The 23,276-nt window shown below is 57.0% G+C and carries 27 protein-coding genes and 1 pseudogene; 4 read left to right on the forward strand and 24 right to left on the reverse strand.

Translation table 11 applies throughout. The features are described from left to right. Nucleotides 1–97: 97 nt before the first annotated feature. Nucleotides 98–964, forward strand: coding sequence for a hypothetical protein (locus PSH88_RS09890; RefSeq protein ID WP_305483524.1), 867 nt, complete (start codon nucleotides 98–100; stop codon nucleotides 962–964). A gap of 342 nt (nucleotides 965–1,306) precedes the next feature. On the opposite strand, the gene PSH88_RS09895 is transcribed toward PSH88_RS09890, so the two are convergent. The 8 genes from PSH88_RS09895 to PSH88_RS09930 form a co-directional block, all read right to left on the reverse strand. After that, nucleotides 1,307–2,473 (reverse strand): Arm DNA-binding domain-containing protein, encoded by a 1,167-nt coding sequence (locus PSH88_RS09895; protein WP_305426041.1) that lies wholly within the window; start codon nucleotides 2,471–2,473, stop codon nucleotides 1,307–1,309. A gap of 297 nt (nucleotides 2,474–2,770) precedes the next feature. Further along, nucleotides 2,771–3,037, reverse strand: coding sequence for a hypothetical protein (locus PSH88_RS09900; RefSeq protein ID WP_305426042.1), 267 nt, complete (start codon nucleotides 3,035–3,037; stop codon nucleotides 2,771–2,773). A 77-nt stretch (nucleotides 3,038–3,114) separates the two neighbouring features. Then, nucleotides 3,115–3,411, reverse strand: a complete 297-nt coding sequence (locus PSH88_RS09905; protein ID WP_305426044.1) for a hypothetical protein — start codon at nucleotides 3,409–3,411, stop codon at nucleotides 3,115–3,117. 26 nt (nucleotides 3,412–3,437) lie between these two features. Next, complete coding sequence (locus tag PSH88_RS09910; RefSeq protein WP_305426045.1) at nucleotides 3,438–6,152, reverse strand: toprim domain-containing protein; 2,715 nt, start codon at nucleotides 6,150–6,152, stop codon at nucleotides 3,438–3,440. Nucleotides 6,153–6,158: 6 nt separating this feature from the next. After that, nucleotides 6,159–6,392, reverse strand: a complete 234-nt coding sequence (locus PSH88_RS09915; protein ID WP_305426047.1) for a hypothetical protein — start codon at nucleotides 6,390–6,392, stop codon at nucleotides 6,159–6,161. A gap of 74 nt (nucleotides 6,393–6,466) precedes the next feature. Then, nucleotides 6,467–6,838, reverse strand: coding sequence for a hypothetical protein (locus tag PSH88_RS09920; protein WP_305426048.1), 372 nt, complete (start codon nucleotides 6,836–6,838; stop codon nucleotides 6,467–6,469). Further along, nucleotides 6,835–7,125: an Ogr/Delta-like zinc finger protein gene (locus PSH88_RS09925; RefSeq protein ID WP_305426049.1), complete on the reverse strand. Its 291-nt coding sequence runs from the start codon at nucleotides 7,123–7,125 to the stop codon at nucleotides 6,835–6,837. Before PSH88_RS09925 ends, PSH88_RS09920 begins: the two co-directional genes overlap by 4 nt. Before the next feature lie 10 nt (nucleotides 7,126–7,135). Next, nucleotides 7,136–7,327, reverse strand: coding sequence for a hypothetical protein (locus tag PSH88_RS09930; RefSeq protein ID WP_305426051.1), 192 nt, complete (start codon nucleotides 7,325–7,327; stop codon nucleotides 7,136–7,138). Between PSH88_RS09930 and PSH88_RS09935 the strand changes: the two genes are divergently transcribed. Continuing rightward, entirely contained in the window at nucleotides 7,326–7,544 is a 219-nt protein-coding gene (locus PSH88_RS09935; protein ID WP_305426052.1) for a hypothetical protein, read from the forward strand. The genes PSH88_RS09930 and PSH88_RS09935 overlap by 2 nt on opposite strands. 16 nt (nucleotides 7,545–7,560) lie before the next feature. Here the strand turns inward: PSH88_RS09935 and PSH88_RS09940 are convergent, their stop codons facing one another. Further along, a complete protein-coding gene (locus PSH88_RS09940; RefSeq protein ID WP_305426053.1) occupies nucleotides 7,561–8,037 on the reverse strand; it encodes a YmfL family putative regulatory protein in 477 nt (158 codons plus the stop codon). Nucleotides 8,038–8,066: 29 nt separating this feature from the next. Continuing rightward, complete coding sequence (locus tag PSH88_RS09945) at nucleotides 8,067–8,279, reverse strand: DNA-binding protein (protein WP_305426054.1); 213 nt, start codon at nucleotides 8,277–8,279, stop codon at nucleotides 8,067–8,069. 84 nt (nucleotides 8,280–8,363) lie between these two features. Here PSH88_RS09945 and PSH88_RS09950 point away from each other — a divergent pair, with 84 nt between their 5' ends. Then, a complete protein-coding gene (locus PSH88_RS09950) occupies nucleotides 8,364–8,693 on the forward strand; it encodes a helix-turn-helix domain-containing protein (RefSeq protein WP_305426056.1) in 330 nt (109 codons plus the stop codon). 327 nt (nucleotides 8,694–9,020) lie between these two features. On the opposite strand, the gene PSH88_RS09955 is transcribed toward PSH88_RS09950, so the two are convergent. The 14 genes and pseudogenes from PSH88_RS09955 to PSH88_RS10020 all read right to left on the reverse strand — a co-directional run bounded on the left by PSH88_RS09955 (nucleotide 9,021) and on the right by PSH88_RS10020 (nucleotide 22,023). After that, complete coding sequence (locus tag PSH88_RS09955) at nucleotides 9,021–10,343, reverse strand: phage late control D family protein (RefSeq protein ID WP_305426057.1); 1,323 nt, start codon at nucleotides 10,341–10,343, stop codon at nucleotides 9,021–9,023. Beyond that, nucleotides 10,340–10,780, reverse strand: a complete 441-nt coding sequence (locus PSH88_RS09960) for a phage tail protein (protein ID WP_305426058.1) — start codon at nucleotides 10,778–10,780, stop codon at nucleotides 10,340–10,342. Before PSH88_RS09960 ends, PSH88_RS09955 begins: the two co-directional genes overlap by 4 nt. Before the next feature lie 6 nt (nucleotides 10,781–10,786). Further along, complete coding sequence (locus PSH88_RS09965; protein ID WP_305426059.1) at nucleotides 10,787–13,459, reverse strand: phage tail tape measure protein; 2,673 nt, start codon at nucleotides 13,457–13,459, stop codon at nucleotides 10,787–10,789. Then, nucleotides 13,449–13,568: a GpE family phage tail protein gene (locus tag PSH88_RS09970; RefSeq protein WP_041752072.1), complete on the reverse strand. Its 120-nt coding sequence runs from the start codon at nucleotides 13,566–13,568 to the stop codon at nucleotides 13,449–13,451. The genes PSH88_RS09965 and PSH88_RS09970 overlap by 11 nt, the downstream gene beginning before the upstream one ends. An 8-nt stretch (nucleotides 13,569–13,576) precedes the next feature. Beyond that, a complete protein-coding gene (locus PSH88_RS09975; protein ID WP_305426062.1) occupies nucleotides 13,577–13,906 on the reverse strand; it encodes a phage tail assembly protein in 330 nt (109 codons plus the stop codon). Between the two features lie 54 nt (nucleotides 13,907–13,960). Then, on the reverse strand, nucleotides 13,961–14,476 hold the full coding sequence (locus PSH88_RS09980; RefSeq protein ID WP_305426064.1) for a phage major tail tube protein: 516 nt from the start codon (nucleotides 14,474–14,476) through the stop codon (nucleotides 13,961–13,963). Nucleotides 14,477–14,532: 56 nt separating this feature from the next. Beyond that, nucleotides 14,533–15,702, reverse strand: coding sequence for a phage tail sheath protein (locus PSH88_RS09985; protein WP_305483525.1), 1,170 nt, complete (start codon nucleotides 15,700–15,702; stop codon nucleotides 14,533–14,535). Nucleotides 15,703–15,860: 158 nt separating this feature from the next. After that, a complete protein-coding gene (locus PSH88_RS09990) occupies nucleotides 15,861–16,328 on the reverse strand; it encodes a hypothetical protein (RefSeq protein WP_305426066.1) in 468 nt (155 codons plus the stop codon). 14 nt (nucleotides 16,329–16,342) lie between these two features. Continuing rightward, complete coding sequence (locus tag PSH88_RS09995; RefSeq protein WP_305426067.1) at nucleotides 16,343–17,164, reverse strand: hypothetical protein; 822 nt, start codon at nucleotides 17,162–17,164, stop codon at nucleotides 16,343–16,345. Between the two features lie 21 nt (nucleotides 17,165–17,185). After that, the gene (locus PSH88_RS10000; RefSeq protein ID WP_305426069.1) at nucleotides 17,186–19,399 is read right to left on the reverse strand and encodes a phage tail protein; all 2,214 of its coding nucleotides are present in this window, start codon (nucleotides 19,397–19,399) and stop codon (nucleotides 17,186–17,188) included. A gap of 272 nt (nucleotides 19,400–19,671) precedes the next feature. Then, nucleotides 19,672–20,202: pseudogene (locus tag PSH88_RS10005) on the reverse strand (phage tail protein I); the annotation flags it as partial. Further along, a complete protein-coding gene (locus tag PSH88_RS10010; RefSeq protein WP_305426070.1) occupies nucleotides 20,202–21,113 on the reverse strand; it encodes a baseplate J/gp47 family protein in 912 nt (303 codons plus the stop codon). The pseudogene PSH88_RS10005 and the gene PSH88_RS10010, both read right to left, overlap by 1 nt. After that, the gene (locus tag PSH88_RS10015) at nucleotides 21,110–21,454 is read right to left on the reverse strand and encodes a GPW/gp25 family protein (RefSeq protein ID WP_305426071.1); all 345 of its coding nucleotides are present in this window, start codon (nucleotides 21,452–21,454) and stop codon (nucleotides 21,110–21,112) included. Before PSH88_RS10015 ends, PSH88_RS10010 begins: the two co-directional genes overlap by 4 nt. Next, nucleotides 21,451–22,023, reverse strand: a complete 573-nt coding sequence (locus tag PSH88_RS10020) for a phage baseplate assembly protein V (protein ID WP_305426072.1) — start codon at nucleotides 22,021–22,023, stop codon at nucleotides 21,451–21,453. The genes PSH88_RS10015 and PSH88_RS10020 overlap by 4 nt, the downstream gene beginning before the upstream one ends. 198 nt (nucleotides 22,024–22,221) lie before the next feature. Here PSH88_RS10020 and PSH88_RS10025 point away from each other — a divergent pair, with 198 nt between their 5' ends. Beyond that, nucleotides 22,222–23,220, forward strand: a complete 999-nt coding sequence (locus tag PSH88_RS10025) for a DUF4062 domain-containing protein (RefSeq protein WP_305426074.1) — start codon at nucleotides 22,222–22,224, stop codon at nucleotides 23,218–23,220. Nucleotides 23,221–23,276: the final 56 nt, after the last annotated feature.

The raw sequence follows: 23,276 nt of genomic DNA on the forward strand, positions 1-23,276 counted from the left end.
ATCTACAGCTATGCTGCTGCAACTTACATCTCTCAAGCTTGATTTTTATCTGATGAATGTGTGCCCTCTCTAACGTTGACTTGGAAATGGAAATCAAATGAAAACGATACGAAATCAGATACTTGGCACTTTGGTGTTGGCTACTCTTCTGGGCGGTTGCACAGGCATGAGGTTCCGAGACGCCGTCGTCAATCAACCGCTTCCGCAGGACTGGGAGGGTAGAGTCTTGATGAATAACCCAGCAGACTTCAGATATTATATGAAGGAGAACATTGGGCTCCTCGTAACACCCAACAGCGATAAGACATACAGCGTAATCAGCAAGCCAATTACTCCAAATGCATTCACCGCACGGGAGGATACCATCAAAGATGGATCAATCTACAGTTCGCGGATTACCTCTGCAGCCTCAGTTAAAGGTGGCTATTTAACTTTTGCTACCAAGTTTTCTTCTAGTGAGGCAGTTAACTACCAAATCGTTGATGTTTCGCGTGCAGATATACCTTGGGCTCAATTCCCAGACACAAAAATTCGTAAAGCTGCTGCGCAGGCGAATCCGACTGGGATGAAGCGCTTGTGGATTCAGAGTTTGATACTATCCCGCATCGTCAAGAATTCCGCAGCAAAAGTAGAGTGCGATATCTCTGGCGCGGGACCAGCGTTTCAAGTTGGGGCAACATGTTTTAATGAAAGTGATTCAGTCTCAAATGACTGGGCAATCGCTGCTGTTTTGTTTGATATTGATAAATACGTGGCCGAAAATCCCGCAGGTGTTCCTGCGTTGGGATCGCCAGCTGCATTTTCGGTAAAATCGCAGCCTGGCGAATCGGTTGCCAATCAAATCTCAAAAGTTTTTGAGTTTCTTGGGAAACAAACGAAGAAAATTAATGGAAAGCCTACGCTTCCTGAATACATAAGTGCCGAAACGCAAGGCTATACCCTTACTAATTTCCAGAGGGAGTAGTCATTCTTCCAGAATGGTAATTAGTTAGCACGGCCAAAATAAGAGGAGCCTTGCTCCTCTTATTTCGTTTTCAATAGGCATACGCCATGGGTTGGGATGTAAATAGCTATTGGTTTCTTAGACACATCGAAACGTCTCCGATTAGCGGTATCGTACTGAATCCCAAAAGGCAGCTTTGGGTCCAAGCTGTATGAAAACACATGCGCTGTTTTGAAGTCTGCGTTCCGATTCATAAACTGCTTTTGATCTGGCTGGCATGAACGTCTGCAATAGGTTGTGGATTCAACCGGTCTTGGTTGCCCTCGTTGCCCGAAATTGTCCTCGCGTTACATGCCCGGTGGTCTACAGCTTTAGAGCGTGTTGTAGGATGCCAACGACGTCCGGACCATCCTCGTTGATCCAGGTCCCGTAGTGCTGCCGAATCATGTTCCCATTCGTATGCCCCATCTGCTCAGCGATCCAATCGATTGAAGCCACCCCCGTGGTCAGCAACTGACTGGCATAGGTATGGCGACACTGGCCCGGCCCGCGATACCGAACCCCAGCCGCGTTCAAGTGCGTCTTGAAAAACCGATCCCGCACAACAAAATCGCTCACATGCGGCAGTCCGCTTTTGCTGTTCAAAAAGACAAAGTGCAATTTGTGCTGCCGCACCGTCTTGTTATCCCGTTCAACGATGTCGACCGTCTCCGCTTTTTTCTTCTGGTTGATCGCATCGATCTTACGTAGTGCATCCCATGCTGGCTCCAGCAGCCGAACCTTCCGCGTAGAGCGCCGAGTTTTAGTTACACGATATGCCCCGCGCACTTTCGATCGGCGGAAAATCACCGTTCCTCGCTCCAGGTCGACATCCTCCCAAGCCAAGGCAATAGTTTCCGAAACCCGCGGCCCGGCCCAAATCATGAACTGCACCATCAAAAGCTCCTGCGTGCGGCTGGTCGGCGTTTCCAGGATCTGTTTGATTTCTGCCCTGGTGAATGGGTCAGGAGCTTCCGGATCAGGCAGGCGGACGAACAGCCCCTCAGTCGGGTCATGAGCCACCTTCTTACGAGTGCGATACAGCCTGAAGACTTGGCGCACGTTGCTGATGATGTCGCGAATGGTCTTGTTCTTGAGCCTCTTCGAGAGTGTGTCCTGCACCCACTCCTGCAAATCCAAATGATCAATCTGGTCGATCTGAACTTTGCCCCAGCGCGGCCGCACATGAACCTCTGCCTTGTTCGCATAACCCCGATAGGAAGTGGCGGCAACGCTGTTGTGCTTGATCTTCAGCCACAAATCCAAGTAATGGCCGAAGGTGTTTTCGACCAGTCTGGGCGAGTTGGGAAAATGCCGGCTGTAGTCAAAGGTGCCAGCCTGTATCTCGTATTCGATGATGTTCACCAGGCGTGCTGCATGCTCCCGGTTGGCCGCTGTGTTGCCGCCGGGTACAAGCTCCCGGCACAATTCGCCATTGAAACGAAAATAGACCCGTACTGAATTGCCACGGGCCTCTACGCCATCTGCCATGTGCGTCCCCACGCAATGTATTGAACAACCGACCAGCTTTCTGGAAGAAGAAAGGCCCGTTACCGGGCCTTTCGGGGTCAAGTGTTGCCGATCATTCCTGGCGAAGTAACCAGAACAATCCGGCGCTTTTTCTAGGTCTTGGCGCTATCCCGGCGTGTTCTTCTTCAGCCCTACGTCGTGCGTTGATCGCTTGGCGCGCTTTGCTGCACTTCCTGTGGTTGCCATGGGCGCGGGATTTGCCGCATTGGTCGCAGAGGCCTGTAAGCTCGAGGTTCCAGGGGAAGGATTTCCCGTTGTTCATTCCGCATCCCCCAACAGAGCACGGGTCAGGGCATTGCGTTGGCCTTTGCGAGTGAGCTTATTCAACGGTTGCACACTGCTGCGACCGTTACGGGATTTTACGGTGGCCACATGGTCATTGATTACAGCGATTTTTCCTTCGCGAACGCTGAAGCTAACGCTATTCCCGGTACTGCGACCAATGACATAGGTAACGTCATCCCCGACTTTCAAGACGTTCGTGGTAGCCTCTGTGCCGCTGCTGCTTGGGTGTTGTGCTTGCATGGTGCTGCTCCTTGGTGGTGGTCGGTGTCGGGGAGGTGCAACTCCTCGACACCACTTTCAATTTCCTGCGACTGGCATCAACTGGCTTTTCGCACCAGGTGAACAATCAAGTCGTCGTATTGCGTGTCCTCTTCGACGGTTGATTGCCATTCCAGAACCGCATCGATCTGTTGGCGCGTGCAGTCGTCAACCAGTAGCGTTCGCTGCCCTTTGTGAACCCTCACTTCCATAATTCGAAGCAGTCCGGATGCCGCGTAAGATTCCGCATGGATGATGCTGGCATCCTTTCCTTTGCCTAAAAGCGCGGCTTCAATCGTCCGCAACTTGGTTGTTTTGCCGGTAGCCATGTCGCCGGTGATCACTTGGATTTGCATGGTGCTGCTCCTGTGGTTACTGCGGTTCATGCGCTCTGAAACACCCAGCAGCGCACGGTTAAGGGTTTGTTGAACATTGCGTTGCCGGCGCTCTGCGAAGCGCGCACCGCGCTATACGTGGGCTTGTTGGTTTCCACCAATTTGTGACTGCGACTCTCGGTCAGCAGAGTGCGCAAGGTCTTCAGGTCGGCCAGGTTCTGGCGGTGCACGCTGGCCAGCTCGGCGAACTCGTTGAGGTTGATGGCGATCAATTTGGGGTCGGTGCTGTGATTGACCTGCGGGCCTTCGCCCAAGCTTTCCAGGTACTCGTAGACCTCCCAGAATTCAGCCACCAGCGGGTGGTCGGCGCTGATTGCGGTCTGACGTTCCAGGGCCATGGCTGTCAGGGCCTGTTGAGTCGTCACCACCTGGTTTTCATCGAGCGGGCAGACCAGGCATAGGCAATCGACCAGGGCCATCAACTGGCTGTGGTTTTTAATGATTCGCTCGACGCGGATTTCCTTGAGCTTGCGCAGACGTTGTTCATGAACAAGCACACGCTCGGCGAACTTCGCCATCACCTGCGCTTCCGCGCGCACTGCCAGCAGCAGAAAGTGGCTCAGGTGCTCGACCGGGATCAGGTTCAAGTTGTCAGCGGCGGCCCGGCTCTCGGTGGTGACTTCCGGGCGCGCAAAATGCGATTTGATAATCCGGGTCAGGATTGCTTCGGACGCGCTGACATCGGCGTTCTGGCTGATCGCAATAGCGCCACGAAACGGGGGCTCGTAGGTTTCGTTACCGCTGGTTTTCATACCCTTGGTACCGAGCGTGCCACCGCCGTAGAAGTCTTTCAGCTCGTCCCAGTCGAAGCCCTTCGCGTGAGCCTTGTCTGGCTCATTGCGGTCGCCCTCGATCAGCACCACCGGCATGTTGGAAACCTGACCCATGGCTCGCTGTCGGCCGGCGCGTGTAGATTTCGACGGGTCAAAACCTTCATGCTCGCGGCCCAGCAGTTTCCAAAGGAAGGTGAGAAGCGTGGTCTTGCCGGCGCCGGCTTCGCCCGTGACCTCAAGGAACGGAAACGACTTGTATTGCGCGCGGATCTGTTCGGCGAACAGCGAGCCGAACCAGAACGCCAGGGCAACAATGCCTTTGGCGCCAAAACACAGCCACAACATTGGCAGCCAATCGCTGCGATACACCTTGCTGTCGCGCTGAATGTGCATGGCAATCGACTTCTGCAGCGTCTTGAGCCGCAGTTTGCCGAACTCGAAAAAGTCCTCCTTGTTCACTTCGCTGACGATACCGCTACGCACAGCGATGTCGCCGAATACGTAGCAGCTGTGCTGTTTGCTGTAGCCAATGAAATCGATGGTCTCCACGGTTTTCAGGCCGAAGAGTTGGTCTTTCATGATCTTGTCGAGTTGTTGACCACTGCCGGTGAATACGGCACCGGCGGCCATGCTGAGCAGTCGCTTTTTGAATTCGCTGGCGGCGGCAACCTGGCCACCGGTGAAGGTGTTTTTGACGCTCCCACTGTCGTGTGGGAAATCAACGCGGAAGTAGTACCAGGATTCGTCGGTCACTTCGTTGCGTTGGAAATACAGTGCCTGCGGGTAGCAGTTGGCGATCTCGACCACTCCGCCACATTGACGCAGAGCTTTGTCGCGGCGCTGCTTGTCGTTGAGCAACTGGTCTTCATGGCGCTCGGAGGACTCCAGCGCTTGCATGGCCTTGTTGAACTTCTCCAGGTCCATCTTGAACCAGTACAACCGACTGTCGAAGCCGAAGTGAAATTCATGGCGCTCGCGCCAGTCGTACATCAGCACGCCTTTCTCTGAGGCGCTTTCGGCGATCAGAAGGGAGCCATGGTAGCGAGCCGTGGCCAGGTCTTTTTCGACCTGCTCGGTGCGTTGGGTTTCGTCATCGATGAAGTTCCACCGCTGGTGCAGGTCATTCCAGTCAACCTTGCGGCTATCTGGTTGGGGGATCTGCGCCGCTTCGCATTCGTAGCCCAATGCGCGGGCCTGACGTACCCAACGCTTGGTGTATTTATGCGCGCCTGGTTCGTTGTCCAGTGCCCACACCAACTTCGGCAGTTTGCCGCCGCGCTGCCGTGCAAGCTCTTTCAACGACTCTTCGGGATAGGCGCCGGATGACATCGCCGATACTGCTGCGATGCCGTTGTGGACCAGAGCAATGGCATCGAAGATGCCCTCGACGATCCATAGCTCGGTAACGTCCAACAACTCGACGCAGGGCGGACACCACCAAACACCACGGGGACTGTCGCCGGGTTTGAAGCGGGCTTTCATCTTGCCAAAACGGTGCGGCCGGTCGATCAGCCGTTCCCAGTAGCCGCCCTTGTCTAGGGCGAAACGCACGGTGGCGCTGCCTGCGTTCAACTCGCCAGAAAAATACGTTTCCTGGGTGAACCAGCCTTGAATCAGATCCAGACGAAAGCCGCGAGCAAACTCCAGGTAGGCACGCGCCGTGGCGTTGGGATGCTGCTCGGTCGCCGGAGCACGTTTGCTCCAGTCGTCGAACAGGTCTTCGTAGATCTCCTTCACGTGCCAGGTCTGGCCGCACTTGCCCCGGCCACAACGGATCATCCATGGGTCATCGTGGAAGGCGTACAGCTCCTTTTTCTTGCACGCTGGGCATTCGCCTTCGCGCATGTATTTGCCCGCTTTGTGCTTGAGGCCGTAATCGGACTGAAGACGTTGCAAGATGTCGGCGCGTAGATCGTGTTTCATGTTCATCGGGGCTTACTTCACTTCGCCGAGACTGTGTTTGAGGGCGCCAATCAGGCGTTTTTGCGCGGCCATCACGGGGAAGGCAGTCAGCAGCGAGCCGTGCCGTAGACCCTCGGGGATCAAGCGAAATCGATCGTCGTACCAGTGCTCGTTGAACTGCATCGCGTACTGGCTGCGTAGCGTTTCGAGCAACGCTTCGGCCTGCGAACGGCTCAGTTTTGCGTTGATGGCAACGTCGATTTCCATGATCCACCTCGGATTTCGGGCAAAGCTCACCCAAACCCACGGGAAGCGGGGCAGGGCAGGGAGTTAAAAAAGGATTACTGAGGGTGGTGCTTGGGCGCGGAGTTGCGCTGAGCGAGTAATGTCTGCGGTAGCAGCCTCGCCGGGACGGGGTAACGTAGGTCAGCCCGTGTATCGATCAAGTGCACGACCGTGCAATCCGGGCTTGTGCCCCAGTCCACACCAATCCACTTGCGCTGATTGATCACCTGCAATTCAGTCCAGGCGTTGTGCACCAACTGCTGAGCCATGAACACCGGGACTTCCAGTGAAACGGTCATGTGCCGAACGCAGTTGTCGTAGAGCAGATCGGAATCCACCAGGTACTGAGCTTCGTGTCGTTGCAGGTAGGCAAACGCCGCCCGTTGCATGCTGCTGCGGTAGTCGTGGGTCAACTGTTCATGGTTCATTGCGCACACTCCATTTCCATTTGGTCGAGCAGGTCGGGTTGATCGTTGGCGGTCTTCATCGCGGCGCGGCGCAGAGCGATGTCAGCAACGGGAAGCCTCACGGATGGGTTGGCCATGCCGCTTGGGCTCATCTCGTGAGTCATTTCGAATTGGGCACGTACTGACCAACCGCAAGCCTCGTTGGTGCATTGCAGGTAGGCCACGCGCAGGAAAATGTGGGTGCCTTCGCTGGTGCGTATGCGCATGCGGCCTTGGCAGTGAGGGCAGACCAGTTTGTAAGTACTCATGACCGGTCCTTTAGAACGTTTCTGCCGCTTCATGAGCGATGTTCAGCGGAGTGATTGCATCACCGATGGCAATCCTGATGTCAGTGCCTGAGAGTGAATCGTTGGTGGTTGCTGCAATTTCTTTTAATGTGTCCAGTCGCTGCTGGGCGATGACCAGTAGATCCAGTAAGTGATTTCTTTCTAAATCGGAGATGTAGGTCATGACGGCTCACTCAAAAAAGGATGTTGAAAGCTTGATGCAGCGCTTGCAGGAGCGGCATGAAGCGCTGGTGGAAATCATGCGTGGTCGCGAATCCATGAAGCTGACTGCTACCGGGGAGGTGCCAGCGCTATTCGTGAGGGCCGAAGACATCCGCTTTGCGGTGGATGACGTCGCAACAGCGCTGAAAGAGATCAAGGCTCGTCTCGGTAAAGGCTGAGTACGGCTGCGCATGCTCACCTTCCTTCCGTCGTCTTACTGTGCAGTTGGATGGTCGCCAGCACCTCTGCATAGCGGGCAGACATGTAGTGCATCAATGCTTTGATAATTGCTTCAGCTTCCCCAGCTTCAATGACTCCATCGTCGAGCGCCTTGGAAATGATCTGATCAACCAAACCGCGCTTGGCTGCCGCTTTGACTGAACGGCTATATAAATCGATATTGTCTAGGGTTCCCGGCATGGTCAGCGGCACAAACATTCCGCCATACAGCCCGCTGACGTAGTCAGGAAGGAACGTGGTCCCCGCGACTTGTTCCAAACGATGGATATGGTCATCGGTCAGCGGGCGGCTGCCGGCGTTTTCGTATGCCTGGTTATCAAACTTCTTGATGGTCATGCCGAGTTCGGCAGCGGCATATAGACGCCCGCCGGGGTATGCGCAAATGACTGCACTGACTACATCCTTTCTGTTGGCTAGAACTGAGCGTTTCATCTTCTGGTTTCCTCCCTGAGCCAACGGACCTAGTTTGTGACTACGCCGTCTTTGATGCCGAGAAGCACCGCGGCGCGGTGAGCTTCGCCCCGCAGACATTTCTTCTGTCCGTTTAGAACCGCGTACACCGTTGACGGATTGAGTTTGTGCTGTTCAGCCCAGTCTTTCGCGGAGAGCCCTTGGTGCGCCAAGCGACTTCGGGCCTCTTGGCATACTTGCTCGGTGGGGTATGCGTTCGGCATAGTCTCGTTTCGTGTGATTTCGTGTGATGACAAGCGCAGTATTTCCCATGATTGTGGGAATGTCAAACCGCTTTGGAGACGTTTGTGGGAATTGGTGATCGTCTAAAAGAAGAACGCGAACGGTTGGGATTGAATCAGACCGAATTTGCGGCGAAGGCCGGTGCCTCTAAAAACAGTCAGTACAACTATGAAAAAGGCGAGCGAAGCCCTGATGCCAGTTACTTGGCAGCAGTGGCTGAGCAGGGAGTTGATGTTCTCTATGTGGTGTCCGGAGAGCGAAAGCCGGCAGCAGCTGGCAGCCTTACCAGTGACGAGTCGAGCTTGCTGGAGTTTTACCGACTGATGGCTGAACCCGATCGTCAGTCATTGGTACGGATGGCCTTTGCGCTTGCGAAGGCAGCAGGTCACGCATAGCACATGCCCACAAGCGGGGTTAAACTGTATGACAGTCACATTGTGAAATGTAGTCGTACCAGTTTGTAATTGATTAGGGCTGGTGGCACGCCTCAACGTGCACAAAATTGGCTGTTCTCTGGGTGAGCTTTTTTGAGGTGCTGTGTTGGCACCGGGCGCCCATTGCGTGTGAAAGGAGTAATCGCATGTTGGAGAACAGTGTGTCGAAAACCGAAGTTTCAGTAGTTTATACTGGTTCTCTGAGCGAGCAGGAACAAACGTTGCTGACTAAGTTCCGGCGGATAAGTGAGCAGCGCCAACAGGATATTCTGCGACTTTTAGAGGTATTCACTCAGTTCCCTGAGTAGGTTGGAGCAGACCCCGGCTAGGTGCTGGGGTTTTATGCTGGATCTGCCTCACCCATTTTTTCCACTCTCGATCCACTGCACGCTTTGCTGTCCTTTCATTCGCATACAACCACCGCAGCCGCCGCGGCTTGCTCTGATCCCCCGCTGTCACCGTCTTTTCCTTCCCGGTCTTCTTGTCGCGGTAGTACGCGATGATTCCCGTGAAGTCGCCCTTGTTCTCTTCAGCCAGATCCTCAACCGTGTCCTCGGGCAACTTGCTCTCCAGCTCCAGACTGACGGTGTAGCCGTTGTCCGCGCTGAGGGTGTGCTGCACGTTGCCTCCGTACCAGATGATTTCGTCGATCTCCGACTTCACGCCCTGGAGCGTATAGGTCAGCTCCGGGATCAGATCCGGCCGGCCAATGGCCAGGGTGTAGCTGAGGGTGGCGCTGCCGCGTTGCAGGCGATTGAACTCGGCACGGGCAGCGCGCAGGGCGGACTGGCGGTCGCTGTAGGTATGGCGCAGATCCTTGAGGTTTTCGCCGCCGCCGGCAATGGCTTCCTGTTTCTTGGCGCTGTTCACGTCGTAGAAGTAGGCGCGCACGCCGTCGTAGCTGTCGCGGTCGGCTTGCAGGTAGCGGTGCCGGTCGCCATCGGCGCGGGTCAGGGTGATGTGGGGCAGCTCCGCGCCACTGGCAGTCTTGCCGCCGCCGGCCGGGAGGCACAGCAGGCAGCCGGCCTTGACTGTAACCACGGCGTCAAACTCTTCCCCCACACGACTGATCAGATTGGCGTCGGATTCGTTGGCCTGGTCGAGTTGCAGGATGGGCAACCCATCCAGGGCGCCGGCAATGGTCGCGGTCAGGCCGTTGCTTTGGGCGATGTCCCCCAGGACGTCGCCCAAAGTAGTGTTGCTCCAACTGCGTTCGCGCTTGGTTTTTAAGCCTTTGCGCAGATCTGCAGACCGAGCGCGAATACTCAGCACATCCGGTGCGCCGCTGTGTTCAGTTTCGTCGACCGTGTAGGTGCCCTTATCGACCAGACCAGTATCGCTCCAGCCAAGCCAAAGGTGGATCACCGCGCCCTTAGGTGGGATGGCCAGCAGCCCGTCATGATCGCTGAGGGTGAGGCTGAGTTGGTCCGCCTCGATCCCCCGGTTGTCGGTCAGGTCCAGGCTCATCAGCCGCGGACTGATCAGTTTGGCTATGTCGTTGCCGTCGACGGTAATTCGAAACGCTGGCACTGGGTACCCGGCCTCGCGACGGTAACGTTCCACGGCGTCATCCAGAAAGCCTGTGACCCTGGAGAGGGCGGCATCGATCACAGCAACGATCTCATGATGCTGACACCTGCGTTGGTACCGGCACCGAGCAGGTCTATCCGATCATCGTCGATGCGTTTGAGGCTGATGGAAAATTCGATACGGCGTGGTGTGCCGTCGCGGAAGAAGATGGTTTTGGTCTCGCTCAGGCTCTCAATGATCCACAGGCCATAGATCCGGCCGCTGCCTTCAACCACGGGCCATGCCTTGCCGGTATTGGCCATCAGGCGCACGGCGTCGAGGCTGAGAGCACTACCAGCCAACTCGGGGAGGATGACGCCGGGAAGGGTGATCGAGTCGTCACCGCGCCCGACAAACTGCCGCGCTGGCGCTGCTCCGAAGCGATTATTGCTGGCGTGGCGCCATTCGGTTTGGCGTTGCAACTCCTGGTAGGCTGCAGTGGAGAGGCTGAACACGAACATGCCCAAGGCAAGCATCATGGGGATTTACTCCAGGTCAGAGAGTTTGCTGCGCTTGCGCGCGCCTTTTTCGCTTTCGATGCGGGCGAGCTCTGCGCGCACGGCACGGGCGATTGCTTGTGGGTCCATGCCAGGCGTTGCCGGGATGTGGATTTCGTAGGTGTCGTGACTGTCGTAAACCGAGCTGCCTGCGTTGCTGATGGGGGCACGGGTATCGACCGTTAATACAGGTAGTGAGGCTGTGCCCAACGCCATGGCGCCCGCAGTGGTGATTTGCTTGCTCATGTCGGCCAGTGCACCCAACGGGCCGTTTTGACCGCCTTCCAGACCTTGGGTGAGGCCGGCCATGGTGAAGCCACCTAACTCGGCGAACACTCGCGACGGGCTGTGGATGCCGAGCTTTTCCTTGAACCAGCCGATGGTCGAATCGCCGATCGAGGTGATGGCGCCTTTGATTTGGCCCATACCGGCAAACAGGCCGTTGACCAGACCGTTGACGATCATGTTGCCGAACTCGGTAAATCGGTTTGGCAAATCCACGCCCAGGTAACTCAGCACGCCGGCGAACGCCTGGTAGATCAGGCCGACCGGGCTGAAGTTGGCCAAGGTGTTGAGGATGCTGCCGATGCCACCGCTGAAGCCGGCCTTGATCTCGGTCCAGGTATTGGTGAAATAGAGCTTCACCGCGTCCCAATTCTTGTAGACCAGGTAAGCGGCACCGGCGAGCGTTGCGACAACCGCAGCGATGGCGAGCACCACCGGGTTCGCGGCGAGTCCCCAAAGCGCGATGCTCACAGTGCGCAAAGCGGTCAGCAGAACGCCGCCCAGGGTGCTGGCCACCGTCCGAATCCCCTGCGCAAGCATGGGGAAAGCGTTGCGCGCCAGGCCGGTCAGGGTGGGGGCCAGCTTCTGCATGATCCTCAGCGTGCCGCCACTCTGTACACCGAACATGGCCATGCCGTAGCGAACCACAGCGAAGGGACCGAGCAGGCTCGCCAAGGTCAGTGCCAGACCACCGAACACAATCGACAGACCGGCCACCAACGCCACGACTTTTACCAAGCCGCCGGCCAATTGCGGATTCTCCCGAGCCCAGGCGCCGACCTTGTTGGCGATTTCGCCCAGGGTGTTGATCAGCTCTTTCAGATCGGGCGCAACGGCGGCGCCGAATTCGGCCATGGCATTGGTGAAGCTACCTTCGGCGGCTTCCATGACATTGGTGAGGGTGCCGAGCTGTTCGTTGACGCGCTTGCGTAGGTCGGCCTGGTTCTGAAGCTTCTGCTGAATCTCCCTGTATCCTGCCAGCCCCTTGTTCATCATGGTGTTCAGGGTGGTTATCGTTTCAGAGTCATCGCCGAACAGCGATTTCATGGTCGCGGTCCGGTCTTCATCGTTCAGCGTATTAAGCTTTTCGACCTGGGCAAACAGGTTTTCCAGGCCGGCGAAGTTGCCTTTGTCGTCGGTGAACTTGAAGCGGATTTTTTTGCCTTCGATCTCCAGGATTTTGTTGACGTCCTTTACACCGTCCTTATCCAACCCAGCCTGGAAGATTTTCCGGAAGGCGTTGCCGGCGGCGCCGCCTTCCATACTTGTTTGATCCATCATGACCAGCAGCGGTGCCAGCTCGTTGGCCGCATCAATGCCTGATTTTTTGATGGTGTCCAATACCGGCGAGATTTTGCTGAAGCCCTGGAGCATGTTGGTCGGGTCAACGCCCGAGTAAAAACCGCGCTGGATGGTATCCATCAACGCCATCATGTCCTTCTCGGAAGTGCGGGTGGCATCTTGCATCTTCGCCGCGAATTCGGCGGCTTCGGCCACTGGCATTTGCAATTGCACGCCCAGGTACGCCGCTGCTTCACCGGTACCGCCGAGAATGCTCTGGGCGCTGAGACCTTGGCGCCGGAGCATCGTCATCATTTCCTGAAAGTCGGCCGTGGTACCGGGCAATCGGTCGCCCAGTTTGGTGGCGAGGTCAGTGATTTTCTGGAAGTCCTCAGCGACCTTGCCCGTGCCATCCATCATCGACACTTTCAGTTGTGTGGCCGAGTCTTCGTTCGGCGCAAAGGCGCCAATGGCTTTGGCAATCGGCCGGCTTGCTGCATAACCCGAACCCAGTCCGGCGGCGCCGTTCATGGCCATATTGCCCGCCAGGTTCTGGGTCTTCTCCATCTTGCTGCGTTCGATCGCCAGGCGTTTTTGTTGCGAGTTCAGGGCGACCAGGCGCTTGCCCTGTTCGCTGATGCTGGCGTTGGTGGCTCCAATCTGTTCGCGCAGCTGGCGCTCGTGGCTGCTGAGGTCCTTGGTGCTGATGCCGGCGCTGTACAGTTTCGTGCGTAGCGTCTGGAGCTGTTCACTCTGCTGCTGGTGCTGTTCTTTAAGTTTCTGTGCTTCACGCACGGCGGTGCGGAAATCTTTGGCCATGGACTTGGTCGGCACACCGGTGGCAGCGAATTGCTGGCTGAGTGCCCGAACCTTGTCGCGGGCGGCGCCGAGAGCTTGCTCGGTTTGTTCGGCCGCAGCGCGCTGGGTACGCCAGGCGCTGACATCCTTCTGCTGTGTGTTGAGCTCCTTGAGGCGGTCACGAGCATCCTTGAGGGCGCGTGCGGCGCCGATGCTGCCATTGTTGATGGCCTTCAGTGGACCGCTCGCCCGGTCGATGGCGTTGAGCAATACCTGAAGTTTTAGATCATTCGCCATCGGTGGAGCTCCGCACCCTGGCGCGCTCGCGCCAGTCCATCAGTTCTTGCAGGCCCAACTGATCCATGTCCGCTGGCGCCCAGTGAAAAACCACAGCCAGGTCGGCCATGGCGTCCTCTACGCAACGAGGGATGCGTCCGTCTTCACCGACCTCTGCAACAAAAAACCGGAAATCTTGCTGCCACAGGCGAGCAGGTCGGCCGGGTCCATTCCGGCTGCTTCCGGGGCGGTAATGCCTGGGCTGGTGATGCGTGGCAGGATCTTGATCAGAGTGGCCACGTCCATGTTCAATAGTTCAACCAGCTGGACGCCGCGCAGCTCGCCTGACGCTGGTTTTCGTAGGGTGAGGGTGTCGATGGTGGTCTTGCCGCGTTTGATCGGTGAATCGAGGGTGACGGTGTTGTCATCGACAGGCGGTAATGCTTCTACGGTGTCTTCAGGGTTCATGAAAGGCTCCAGATTTCAGGTTAGGCCGTCCTCGAATGAGCACGGCGGGGCGGATCAAAGGCCGATGGCGGCGCGCTGTTTTTCCAGCATGTCGACACCGTTAACCTTCTCGATGAAATTGAGCAGATCGATCTCGATGATTTCTTCGTTATCGACGATCAGCTTGTAGTAGGTGCAGGTGGTGGTGATGCTGTGTTCGGTGTCTTCACCGGGCTGGGCATCGCCCATTTCGATGGTTTCGTGGCGGCCGCGTACGACGATCTCCACGGCGCTGACTTCGCCGGTGTCGTCCTGCTGAAACGAACCGGCGAATCGCAGCTGCACACCCGAAGCGTTCACAGTGCCGAACTGACGCAGCGCGATCAGGTCCAGGCCACCGGTCTTCCATTCGAATTGAATGCCATCATCGGAGAAGCCCAGATCCGCCTTGACCGGTCCGTTCATACCGCCGCCGCGATAGGCTTCCATCTTGCGACCGAGCGGGGGCGGGGTAACGCTTTTAGCAACGCCCTGGTAGCTGTTGCCGTCGTTGAACAGGTTCATGTTTTTGAGTTTGCGAGGCATGGCCATGGCTGTGTTCTCCGGTGTACTGACTCGGGGTGACTCCCCTCACGGGGAGCCCCGGTTTAGCTATTAACTTTGTTGGCGAACTGGATCAGGTAACGGTCGGTGATGCGCTGCCGAAGGGTCAGGTCTTCCAGCGGCGGTACCGGTGTGTAGTCGTAATCGAGAACAAGCTTCCCGGCCTTCAGGCTGTCTTTGTCGTTTATGTCATCCGGGTACCAGCAGCTGCCGCCAATCAGGTAGCCCGCGGTGACCAGTTCGCGGAACTTGGCGTTGATGCTCTCGATCATGTCGCGCACCAGAGAGGCATGCATGGGCCTGTCCACAGCCCACATCTGCGCCTCGGCCATGGTGTCGGCGAGGATCTGCGCGGTACGGGTGTAGTTCTCGAAAGCGAATAACGGATCGTCGCTGCACGTCCGACTGCCCCAGAAGCGAAAGCCGCCCTCGTTGATCAGGGTGGTGACCTCGTTACTGTTGAGGTAGTTGGCATCGGTGGCGGGGTTTTGCAGATCCCAGAACACGTCGGCGCTGATGCCTGTCACGCCGTTGACCGCAACGTTGGACAACGTTTTGTGCCAGCCCACTTCCTGGTCGATCTTGGCGCGCAGGCCCAAGGCGCGAGCCACAGAGGAGGCCTTCGCGGTTGCATTGGCGGTGGTGTTCCAGTTCTGGAAGTCCGGCCAGATGACCATGACTTCTCGGGCGCCGAAGTTTTCGCGGTAGGCGACGGCTTCTTCTTTGGTCTTGCAGTTCCAGGCACTGACGTAGTTAAAGGCGCGCAATTGTTGACCGATAGCGACCAGGGCGCTGGCCACCGGTTGGCTGTCCAGACCAGGTACCCCGAGAATGCGTGGCACCAAGCCGACCTTGGCCTTGGCGGCGAGCAAGGCTTTCATGCCGGTGTATTTGCCATCGGCGGTGGTGGTACCAATCAGGGCGCTGGTGGTGGCTGCTTCCGTCGCCCCTTCTTTGACACGCACCACGATCACATAGGGTTTGGTCTGGTCGGCAATGGCTTGGAGAGATACCGCCAGCGTGCCTTTGGTACCGGCCTTGGCAATAGCACTTTGTACGTTGGTCAGTAGAACCGGTGTGTCCAGTGGGAAAACAGTGGCATCAGCGTCTTCGGCCGTGCAAACCATGCCGATAACAGCGGTGGGGATGGTGCGGATGGGGCGGGTGCCGTCGTTGAGTTCGATGACCCGCACGCCGTGGAGATAATCGGCCATGGGTTTGCCTGCGCAGTGAATGAGATGACAGTGCGCAGGCTGCCGCGTGCGCGCCTGATCGGCGAGTACCGGGGATTGTGAGAGCGGGGATTACAGGGAGAAGTGCTGACCTGGTTGCTGGACCGCTTTTCACGGCCCAGGGTTCCAGCAGGGTAGGGTTAAATCGCGTCCAGCTCGGCGATAACCAATTCGCCAGCCGTGACCACCGCCTCGACGGTCGCCAGCTCAGCCAGGGACGCTTTGCCGCCGATGCGGGCTGCCTCGATGCGTGCGGCCACCGTCAGCCACGAATCACGGGCTTCAATCACCCGGTTTGCCTGCGCTTGCGGAGTGATTTGCAACGCCTCGGCTTCTGTCTTGAGCAACACGTAGTCGCTGGCATCTGCTGGCGAGCCGGCAGCGATGTAGCGCTCAGCTTCATTCGCCTTGAGCAAATACATGGAATCCTGACCATCAATCCGAGTGGCATTACGCGCGCGGGCCTGCGCCACGGCAGCATCAATTCCTTTTTGAACCTGCTCAGCCGCAGCCCCCGCCAGCACCAATATCGGGATTCCTACTGCTAGTGCGTCCTCGACGGTAAACGCCGAATAAAACTGCCCTTCGTATGTGAAATTAAGCCGCATTTTTAGTCACCGAGTTAAACAAGATTCACGTTAGTAACGACACTTCGGGTCGCGCCATTGGAGTCAAAAACAACGCCAGTCAAATAGTCACCCGACCATTTCGCGCCGGCCGGCAAGGTATTGGATTGCGCCGCAAAAATAATCGGACTACCGGCCGTTTCGATTAATGGCGTGTTCTTAACAACCGGACCCACGCGGCTGATCTTGTTTAAGTACAGCGAGACGATGCCGGTTTGCCCGTTGATGGTGTGACGAGTCAGGGCGGTATCGCCCAGCTCAATCTCACACCCGGTCACATGAATCATGCCCATCGGGCGGTCATAGCGACGGAAGAAACCCGTGTAGACGTTGTTCGTCGTTGACTCGGGCTTCGAATAATTGGCCGTGCGAATGCGGATGCTCCCCAAAACAACGGTGGAACTGTCCAGCATAAAACCTGTGGTCGAGTTGTCCTGATTCCCCGCGCCGTCAGCCCCGTTCGCCTGCACGCAAATATTGCGCAGGGTGGGCATCACCGTCTCACCCTCGGCGACAGTAATTGTCAGGTTCTTGGATGCGACGAAAATCAAACTCTCGATCACATGTTCGTGACCAAACAACCGGACGTAACCACCACCGCCGTAAGGAATGGTATTCACAGCCTTTGCCACCGTTTTAAACGGTTTGAGCTTGTCGCCTGTACCGGCCGCATCATCCCCGGTAATAGCGTTCACGTAGTAAACTTTGCTCATCGCCGGGACCGCGCTAACAGCAGCGGCCACGGCATCTTTAATGCTTTTCTCTTTATCCTGGAACATTGCAACAAGGCGAGTAGCCTCAGCCAGCAGTGCCGACATGCCCATAGTTATTCCCCCGCTTTATTTCTGTTTAAGTTGCGAAACTTCGTTTTTAAGTACCCGGATCGACTCATCCATTTCTGCGATTGAGTCTCTTTGCGTCATGTAGCCACGCATCAAATTCACCAGGCTGGTCGTGCAGTCGCCCGCTAGGGCATCGACAGCTGCTGCCGCCCAGCCTCCTTCGTGGTACATCGGATAGACCGGGTAACGCAGACACAACCCACCAGCGCCATCGATTTTGGGCAGCACCGCGTAGATGCCCGAGGCCCGCACCAGTCGAGGCGCTCCGGCGCTATCCAACACCCAACGCGGGCTTGCCCCGGTATCCGCTGGATCGGGATCTAACACCGTGTCAGAGAACATTTCGGCCGGCGTGAGGTAGTGCCGAGAGCTATCGCTGCGCCCCGTCCAAGCGGTTTGCGCGGTGGCGCCATCGCCGGCCGTGGCGTTTACCGTGGCAATGCCATAAGGGTTCCAGCCCTCCAGTGGCGTGCGCAAAATCAGCTCCAACGGAATCGCATAGCTGTTGCGATAGGTTTGGCCATCCGCCGTAAACGACGCCACCTCTGGGCGGGTATTGGACGCGACGAACAGCGTCGGATCGTTGTAACTACGCAGGCCCTTGGTGCGGCCGCTAGCGTTGCGCTCGTGCCCATACCGGCGGTTGTAGTAAGCCGCGTTCAGCAGTTCAGGGCTGTCCCACTTGGTCAGCTTGGTGACCACACCGCTGTCCGTGTACTGCTCGACCAGGTTCGCCCCGGCGCCGTTCAGCCCCGGAACCTTCGCCATCAGTTCATCCAGTAGGTCAATGGTTGGGGATTCGTTGTACGCGCCCCAGGTCGGATCGGCCGACAGCTCACGGTTGATACGCCACCGCTGACGGCGGCTTGTCGCCACCTGCGGCCCTGTCAGGTTCGCGTGCCAACGCTGCAACGGCAGATCGAGTGGGGTGACGAGTTTTTCAACGGGGTAATCCCCCACACTGCCCACGTCTGCGACCGATATGCGGTAGCGCCAGGCCACGTACTGCGGCCGCCCAGTCTTGGACACTTGGCGCACCGAGCCAGGGATAAACGACCCGTTTTCATTGCGACCGCTGAAGCCGGTGGCGCCCATCAACAAGGTGCGCGACAACAGGTCGCGATAGCCGTTGATTTCCTCCAGATGGCGGAAGCTTTCAAAGGTATCGTTCACCTCGTCGGTCAACAGCTCCGGCCAGATTTCCAGCACCGACAGGTTCCAGCGAAAATGTGGCCGGTAGTCACGAATCTCGGTATCCCGCGCAGCAAAGGCCCGAAAGTATTCACGCATTTCTGCGACCTTCGCCGGAATGCCGACCGCCGCATTCACCGACGCGGGGGCTGCTGGTGGGGCAATGTCCACCATGGCCAGGTAGTTACCCGGCGCAGCGCTGCGCAGGCGGTAGTCGTTGTGCCGCGTCCTGACCATGTGGCCGTTGATCATGGCCGCGATTTCACCCAGCCCCGGAGTGGCCAGCAGGTTGGGGTGGTTGTGCAGGTTGATGGCCGAATAAGCGCCGTCGAACGTGCGGTTGAACGACTCGGTCCCGGCAGAGCCGTATTGACGACTGCCCAAAACCCCCGACTGGCCAAAGGTTCGGAAAATTTCAGCTAGGTATTCTGACTGACTCGACTCGGCGACCCAGTCTGTTTCGATGAAATTGGTCAGCGGGTAGTTATGGGTTTTGCCTTCTGCATGTTCGGCCGACAAATCTTTTTTGATGCTGGCCAATTCGACTTCAACAAACTCTTTCACCCAGGCACGGGTCGCCTGAATGACCGAGCCGTCGAGCATCAACGTCACGTTGTCGGCATTGCTGGTGGTGAAGATGGTGCGAATGTTGATTTCGCGACCGGCACCGGTGGCAATGAGCGGCTTAAACGACTCAGGGTATTTGCCGATGGCGTACAACACGCCGGTGTCGGTCCAGACGGCCACTTCACGAATCCAGAAGCCACCGACGTTTTGAGGAATGATCGCCTCGACCACCAACCAGGCTGTGTTTGTTTTGTCTTGATACAGGTTGCTGAAGCTGCCTTCCCAGACCGTACGCTTCAATGCGACTTGCGTATCCACAGGGTTGTAGGTGGCGCCGTTACCGTCACCGACGCTCATTTTGACCAGCTTGATTGGCTTGCCGGTGGCCTTGCAGTCGGCTTCATATTGAATGCCGGCCTTGGTCAAAATCGTATAAAACTCTTGCGCTGCCATCACGCCTCCAACGGGTAGATAGTGGTCAATTCACCCGCGTCCGCAGCGATGGACTGATAGGCCGGTTCGGCCTGTTGTTCCAGGGCTGTGACGTGCAGGGGGTGGATAGTCGTTTGCTCGCCAGAATCACCGCCAACCGCCTCTCTGGCGGGATAGGCATGCTGTTCCAGCAACGTGGGTTGAAGCGGATAAAGCGTGGTCATTTCGGCGGTGACCGCGACACTCGCCGCGTCCCGAGCCGTGCAGGTGAGCTCCAGCAACGTGACGTGCAACGGGTAGATCGTAGTGACCTCGCCCTCGAGAACGCAGGCACCGAACCAGAGGGCGGCGGTGGTTTCCAAGCCAAAGGCGAGGCGGGTCATGTGCCGGCTGACCGGCTTGGCGTCATCAATGAGCCGGGTCAGCTCCTGGTACATTTCTTCGGTGATACCGGTATCCAGAACCTCGACCTTCAGCGCAAAGGTGCCCGGCTCGCGCTCTGGTACGGTCTGCCACCATTCCTCCACCTCGATCAGGTAGCCCAGAGGCTCGACCACGCGGCGCAGTGCACCGAGGGTGCCTTTGCGCGCATGGATGTAGAACGACGCGCGGATAGCGGTGCGCTTGGCTGCGTCGGACCATCGAGGGTCCCAGCGATCAACCGAGAAAGCCCATGCCAGGTAGGGCAGCAGGTGCGGCGGGCACAGGTCCGGGTTGTACAGCTGGCGCAAAGGAATCGGCACGCGCTGGATGTCTGCCAAGGCTTGGGCGGCCTGGCGTTCTAGCGGGGTGACGTTGCGCGGGAGCAGGGCTTGAGCGGTCATTACTCAACCCCCAGGGACAAATCGATATCCGTGCAAAAGGGGGCTTGGTAGGGGCTGGCAACGATGTCCCGCCAATCTTGCAGCACGACTTTGCGCACGCCTTCAACGTGCAGCGAGGCGTGCACGATGGATTCGGACACTTCAAGCCCGAGGCGACGTCGCTGGCTCACGAACTTCAGTAGGCTGGTCTTAGCCGCGGCAAGAGCAAGCTCGCTCTCGGGACCATTACTCAGCATGTAGAGCTTCGCTTTTACCTGGTAGTTGATGATATCGGCACCCTGAACGGTCAGTCGATCAGCGACCGGGCGGCGATCATCGTCACTCAGGTATGTCTTGACCGTGGCCAGCAGCGCAGGCGAGGCAGTACCGTCGCCGAGCAGCGATTGCACGATCACCACCACTGCGGCGGGTGCAGGGCTTTCGGCGGTTGCGTCAGCCACTTGGCCATCTGCCGAGCGAGCATGAAAGATGTAGCTGTTGCGGGAACCTGCAGTGCTCAGACCTTCCCAGGCCATTTGTGCACGCTCGCGCAGGCTGTCGTCACTCTCCATCACCCGAGGGATTGGCGGTATCGCGGATGGCCTGGCTTCCTGAACGACCAGGCGTGCGACGTTGTAATTCGCGGCGATGTTTTCGAGATCGGTGCCTTTGGCCAAGGCCAGCATGTTTGCAACGGACGCTTCATTCACACGCTGACGCCAGACAGTCTCGCGATAGGCGTTCTCCTCGAGCAGCTTGGTCAGCGGCTCCGACTCCAGCGTAAGGCGTGCAGCGATTTCGGCCTGTTCTTCGACTGGCCAGAGGCTGATGGCGTAGGCCTTGCGCTCGGCAAGGATCTGCTCGAAATCGATCTGTTCGACGATCTGCGGGGCCGGCAGCTGAGCCAGGTCGATGGCGGCAAAGGTACTCATACGCTGGCCCCAAGCTGCAATGGGACGCTGAGATTTAGCGCCTCGTTGGTGTCGACACGGCTGCATTCGATGTCCATCACCGTCTGGCCTTGTAACGTGGCTCCTATGAATTGCACACGGCTGAGGGTAATTCGGGGTTCCCAGCGCATCAGGGCCATGACGGTGGCGGCATAGGCGCGCAGACGGGTGATGTCATTGAACGGATGATCGACCAGCTCCGGCAGTAAGCTGCCGTACTCCCGACGCATCACGCGGGTGCCGAGGCGAGTGGTCAGGATGTCGGTGGCCGACTGGACTATATGCTCGACGGTGTTGATTGCGGCGCCGGTTTCTCGGTTCATTCCGGTTTTCCCGTCTTGCCACCGCCTGTCATCACGCCGCCGTGCGGGTGATTGACCAGGCTGATGTCTGCCGCGATCACGTCCTCCGATACGGTGACCTTACCGGTGATTTTCTGGTTGCCGGTCTGGGTGTAGTCGCCCTCATGGGTGATCGGGCCGACGATGTGGATGCCGCTGGTGCTGATCAGGTTGGTGGTGCCGCCTTCGGTCAGCGTGGCGTTAAGGTGGTGAGCGACGCTGTCGTACTCGATCACCGTGCCGTCGCGGTAGGTGCGGCGTTGCAGGCCTTCGCGGTCGCCGTTGGCCGGGATGTGGTCGCTGAACAGGCCGGTTAGGACGATGCCGTTACCGAGCTGGCCGGAAGGGCTGAACAGGATGACTTGCTCTTCGATGGTGGGCGGATTCCACTCGCGGTCGGCGCCGGCTCTCGGGGCAATCCATGGCAACCAGCCGGTGGTCAGCGATCCGGTTTTGACTTGCACACGCGGGGGCTTCATCTGGACGGCAGCGATGGTGCCGAGGCGGATGAGGTTTTCAATCAGGCGGGCGAGGGTGGCTAAGTCGTTCATGAGGTAGATCTTGTGCGCTGCGCGCGTAGGAGCGCATCTTGCAAAGCTTGTATAGTCAGTCTTCACAAACAATTTTTTTATTGAGATGGGTTCGCTTCAGGGCAGGTGTTTGTTTTGGTTATGGTCGAAAAGCGTCGCGTGATAGTGTATTGCTGAGTCGGTCTTTATATGGTTGTGTGATCTTGCGGGGTAAGGGAAATGGATAAGCGTTACCAGGTTTTTGTCAGTTCTACTTACAAGGACTTAAAGGATGAGCGGCAGAGTGTAACCGAGACGTTGATGGGGATGGACTGTATACCTGCAAGTATGGAGTTATTTCCCGCTGCCGATGAGGAGCAGTGGGAGTTTATAAAGAAAATAATTGATGATTGTGATTATTATCTTTTGATTATAGGTGGTCGGTACGGCTCTCTAAGTCCGGATGGTATAAGTTATACCGAGAAGGAGTTCGATTATGCTGTGGAAAAGAGAATTAAAGTAGTTGCTTTGATCCATCGAAGCCCCAATAAGCTGTCATTTGAAAAATCAGAGGAGTCTCCTGAGGCGAGGGAAAAGCTTCAGGCTTTTCGTGAAAAGGTATCCACTGGAAGGTTAGTTGGATATTGGGACCAGGGTAGTGAGTTGGCAGGTCTAGTGGCCTTGAGCCTCGGTAAGACTATCAGGGCTTATCCTGCTGTGGGATGGATTCGCGCGAGCGAGGGCTCAAGTGAAGAACTTCTAAAGGAAATAAACGAGCTCCGCAAAGAAAATGAAAGACTGAATCAGGAATTGTCTCAAATCAAAGCTTTGAAGGAGACAGTTTACGATGTGCCTGATTTGGCAGGTTTTGACGACGTGTTTGAATTGCATGGGACATATTGGGATGGATTTGCGAGCTCTATCTGGAAAGTAAAGTTTACGTGGCGACAGATTTTTTACTACGTGTCGCCCTATTTGGTAGCTTCTCGCAGTGAGTCCTCTGTTAAAGAGGTTCTTCGTGACGCTGTTTGCTTTGCTAACGAGTATTTGGGTTCTGCTATGACTGAGTTAGAAGATCAGGACTTTCAAACCGTAGCGATTCAATTAAAGGCTCTTGGTGTTGTGAAGGTTGATGTTTCGAATTGTGTTGGTGGCGTAATTGACCCTTTGTGGACATTAACAGGTGAGGGGGAAAAGCTTATGGTGGAGTTGCGGGCTGTCAGGAAGAGCGCTATTTAGAGTTTAATAATGCAGGCGCTATGTGATCCGGAAACTCGCAGTAAAAGCGAGTTTTT

It is taken from the genome of Pseudomonas wuhanensis, from assembly GCF_030687395.1.
GTDB lineage: Bacteria > Pseudomonadota > Gammaproteobacteria > Pseudomonadales > Pseudomonadaceae > Aquipseudomonas > Aquipseudomonas wuhanensis.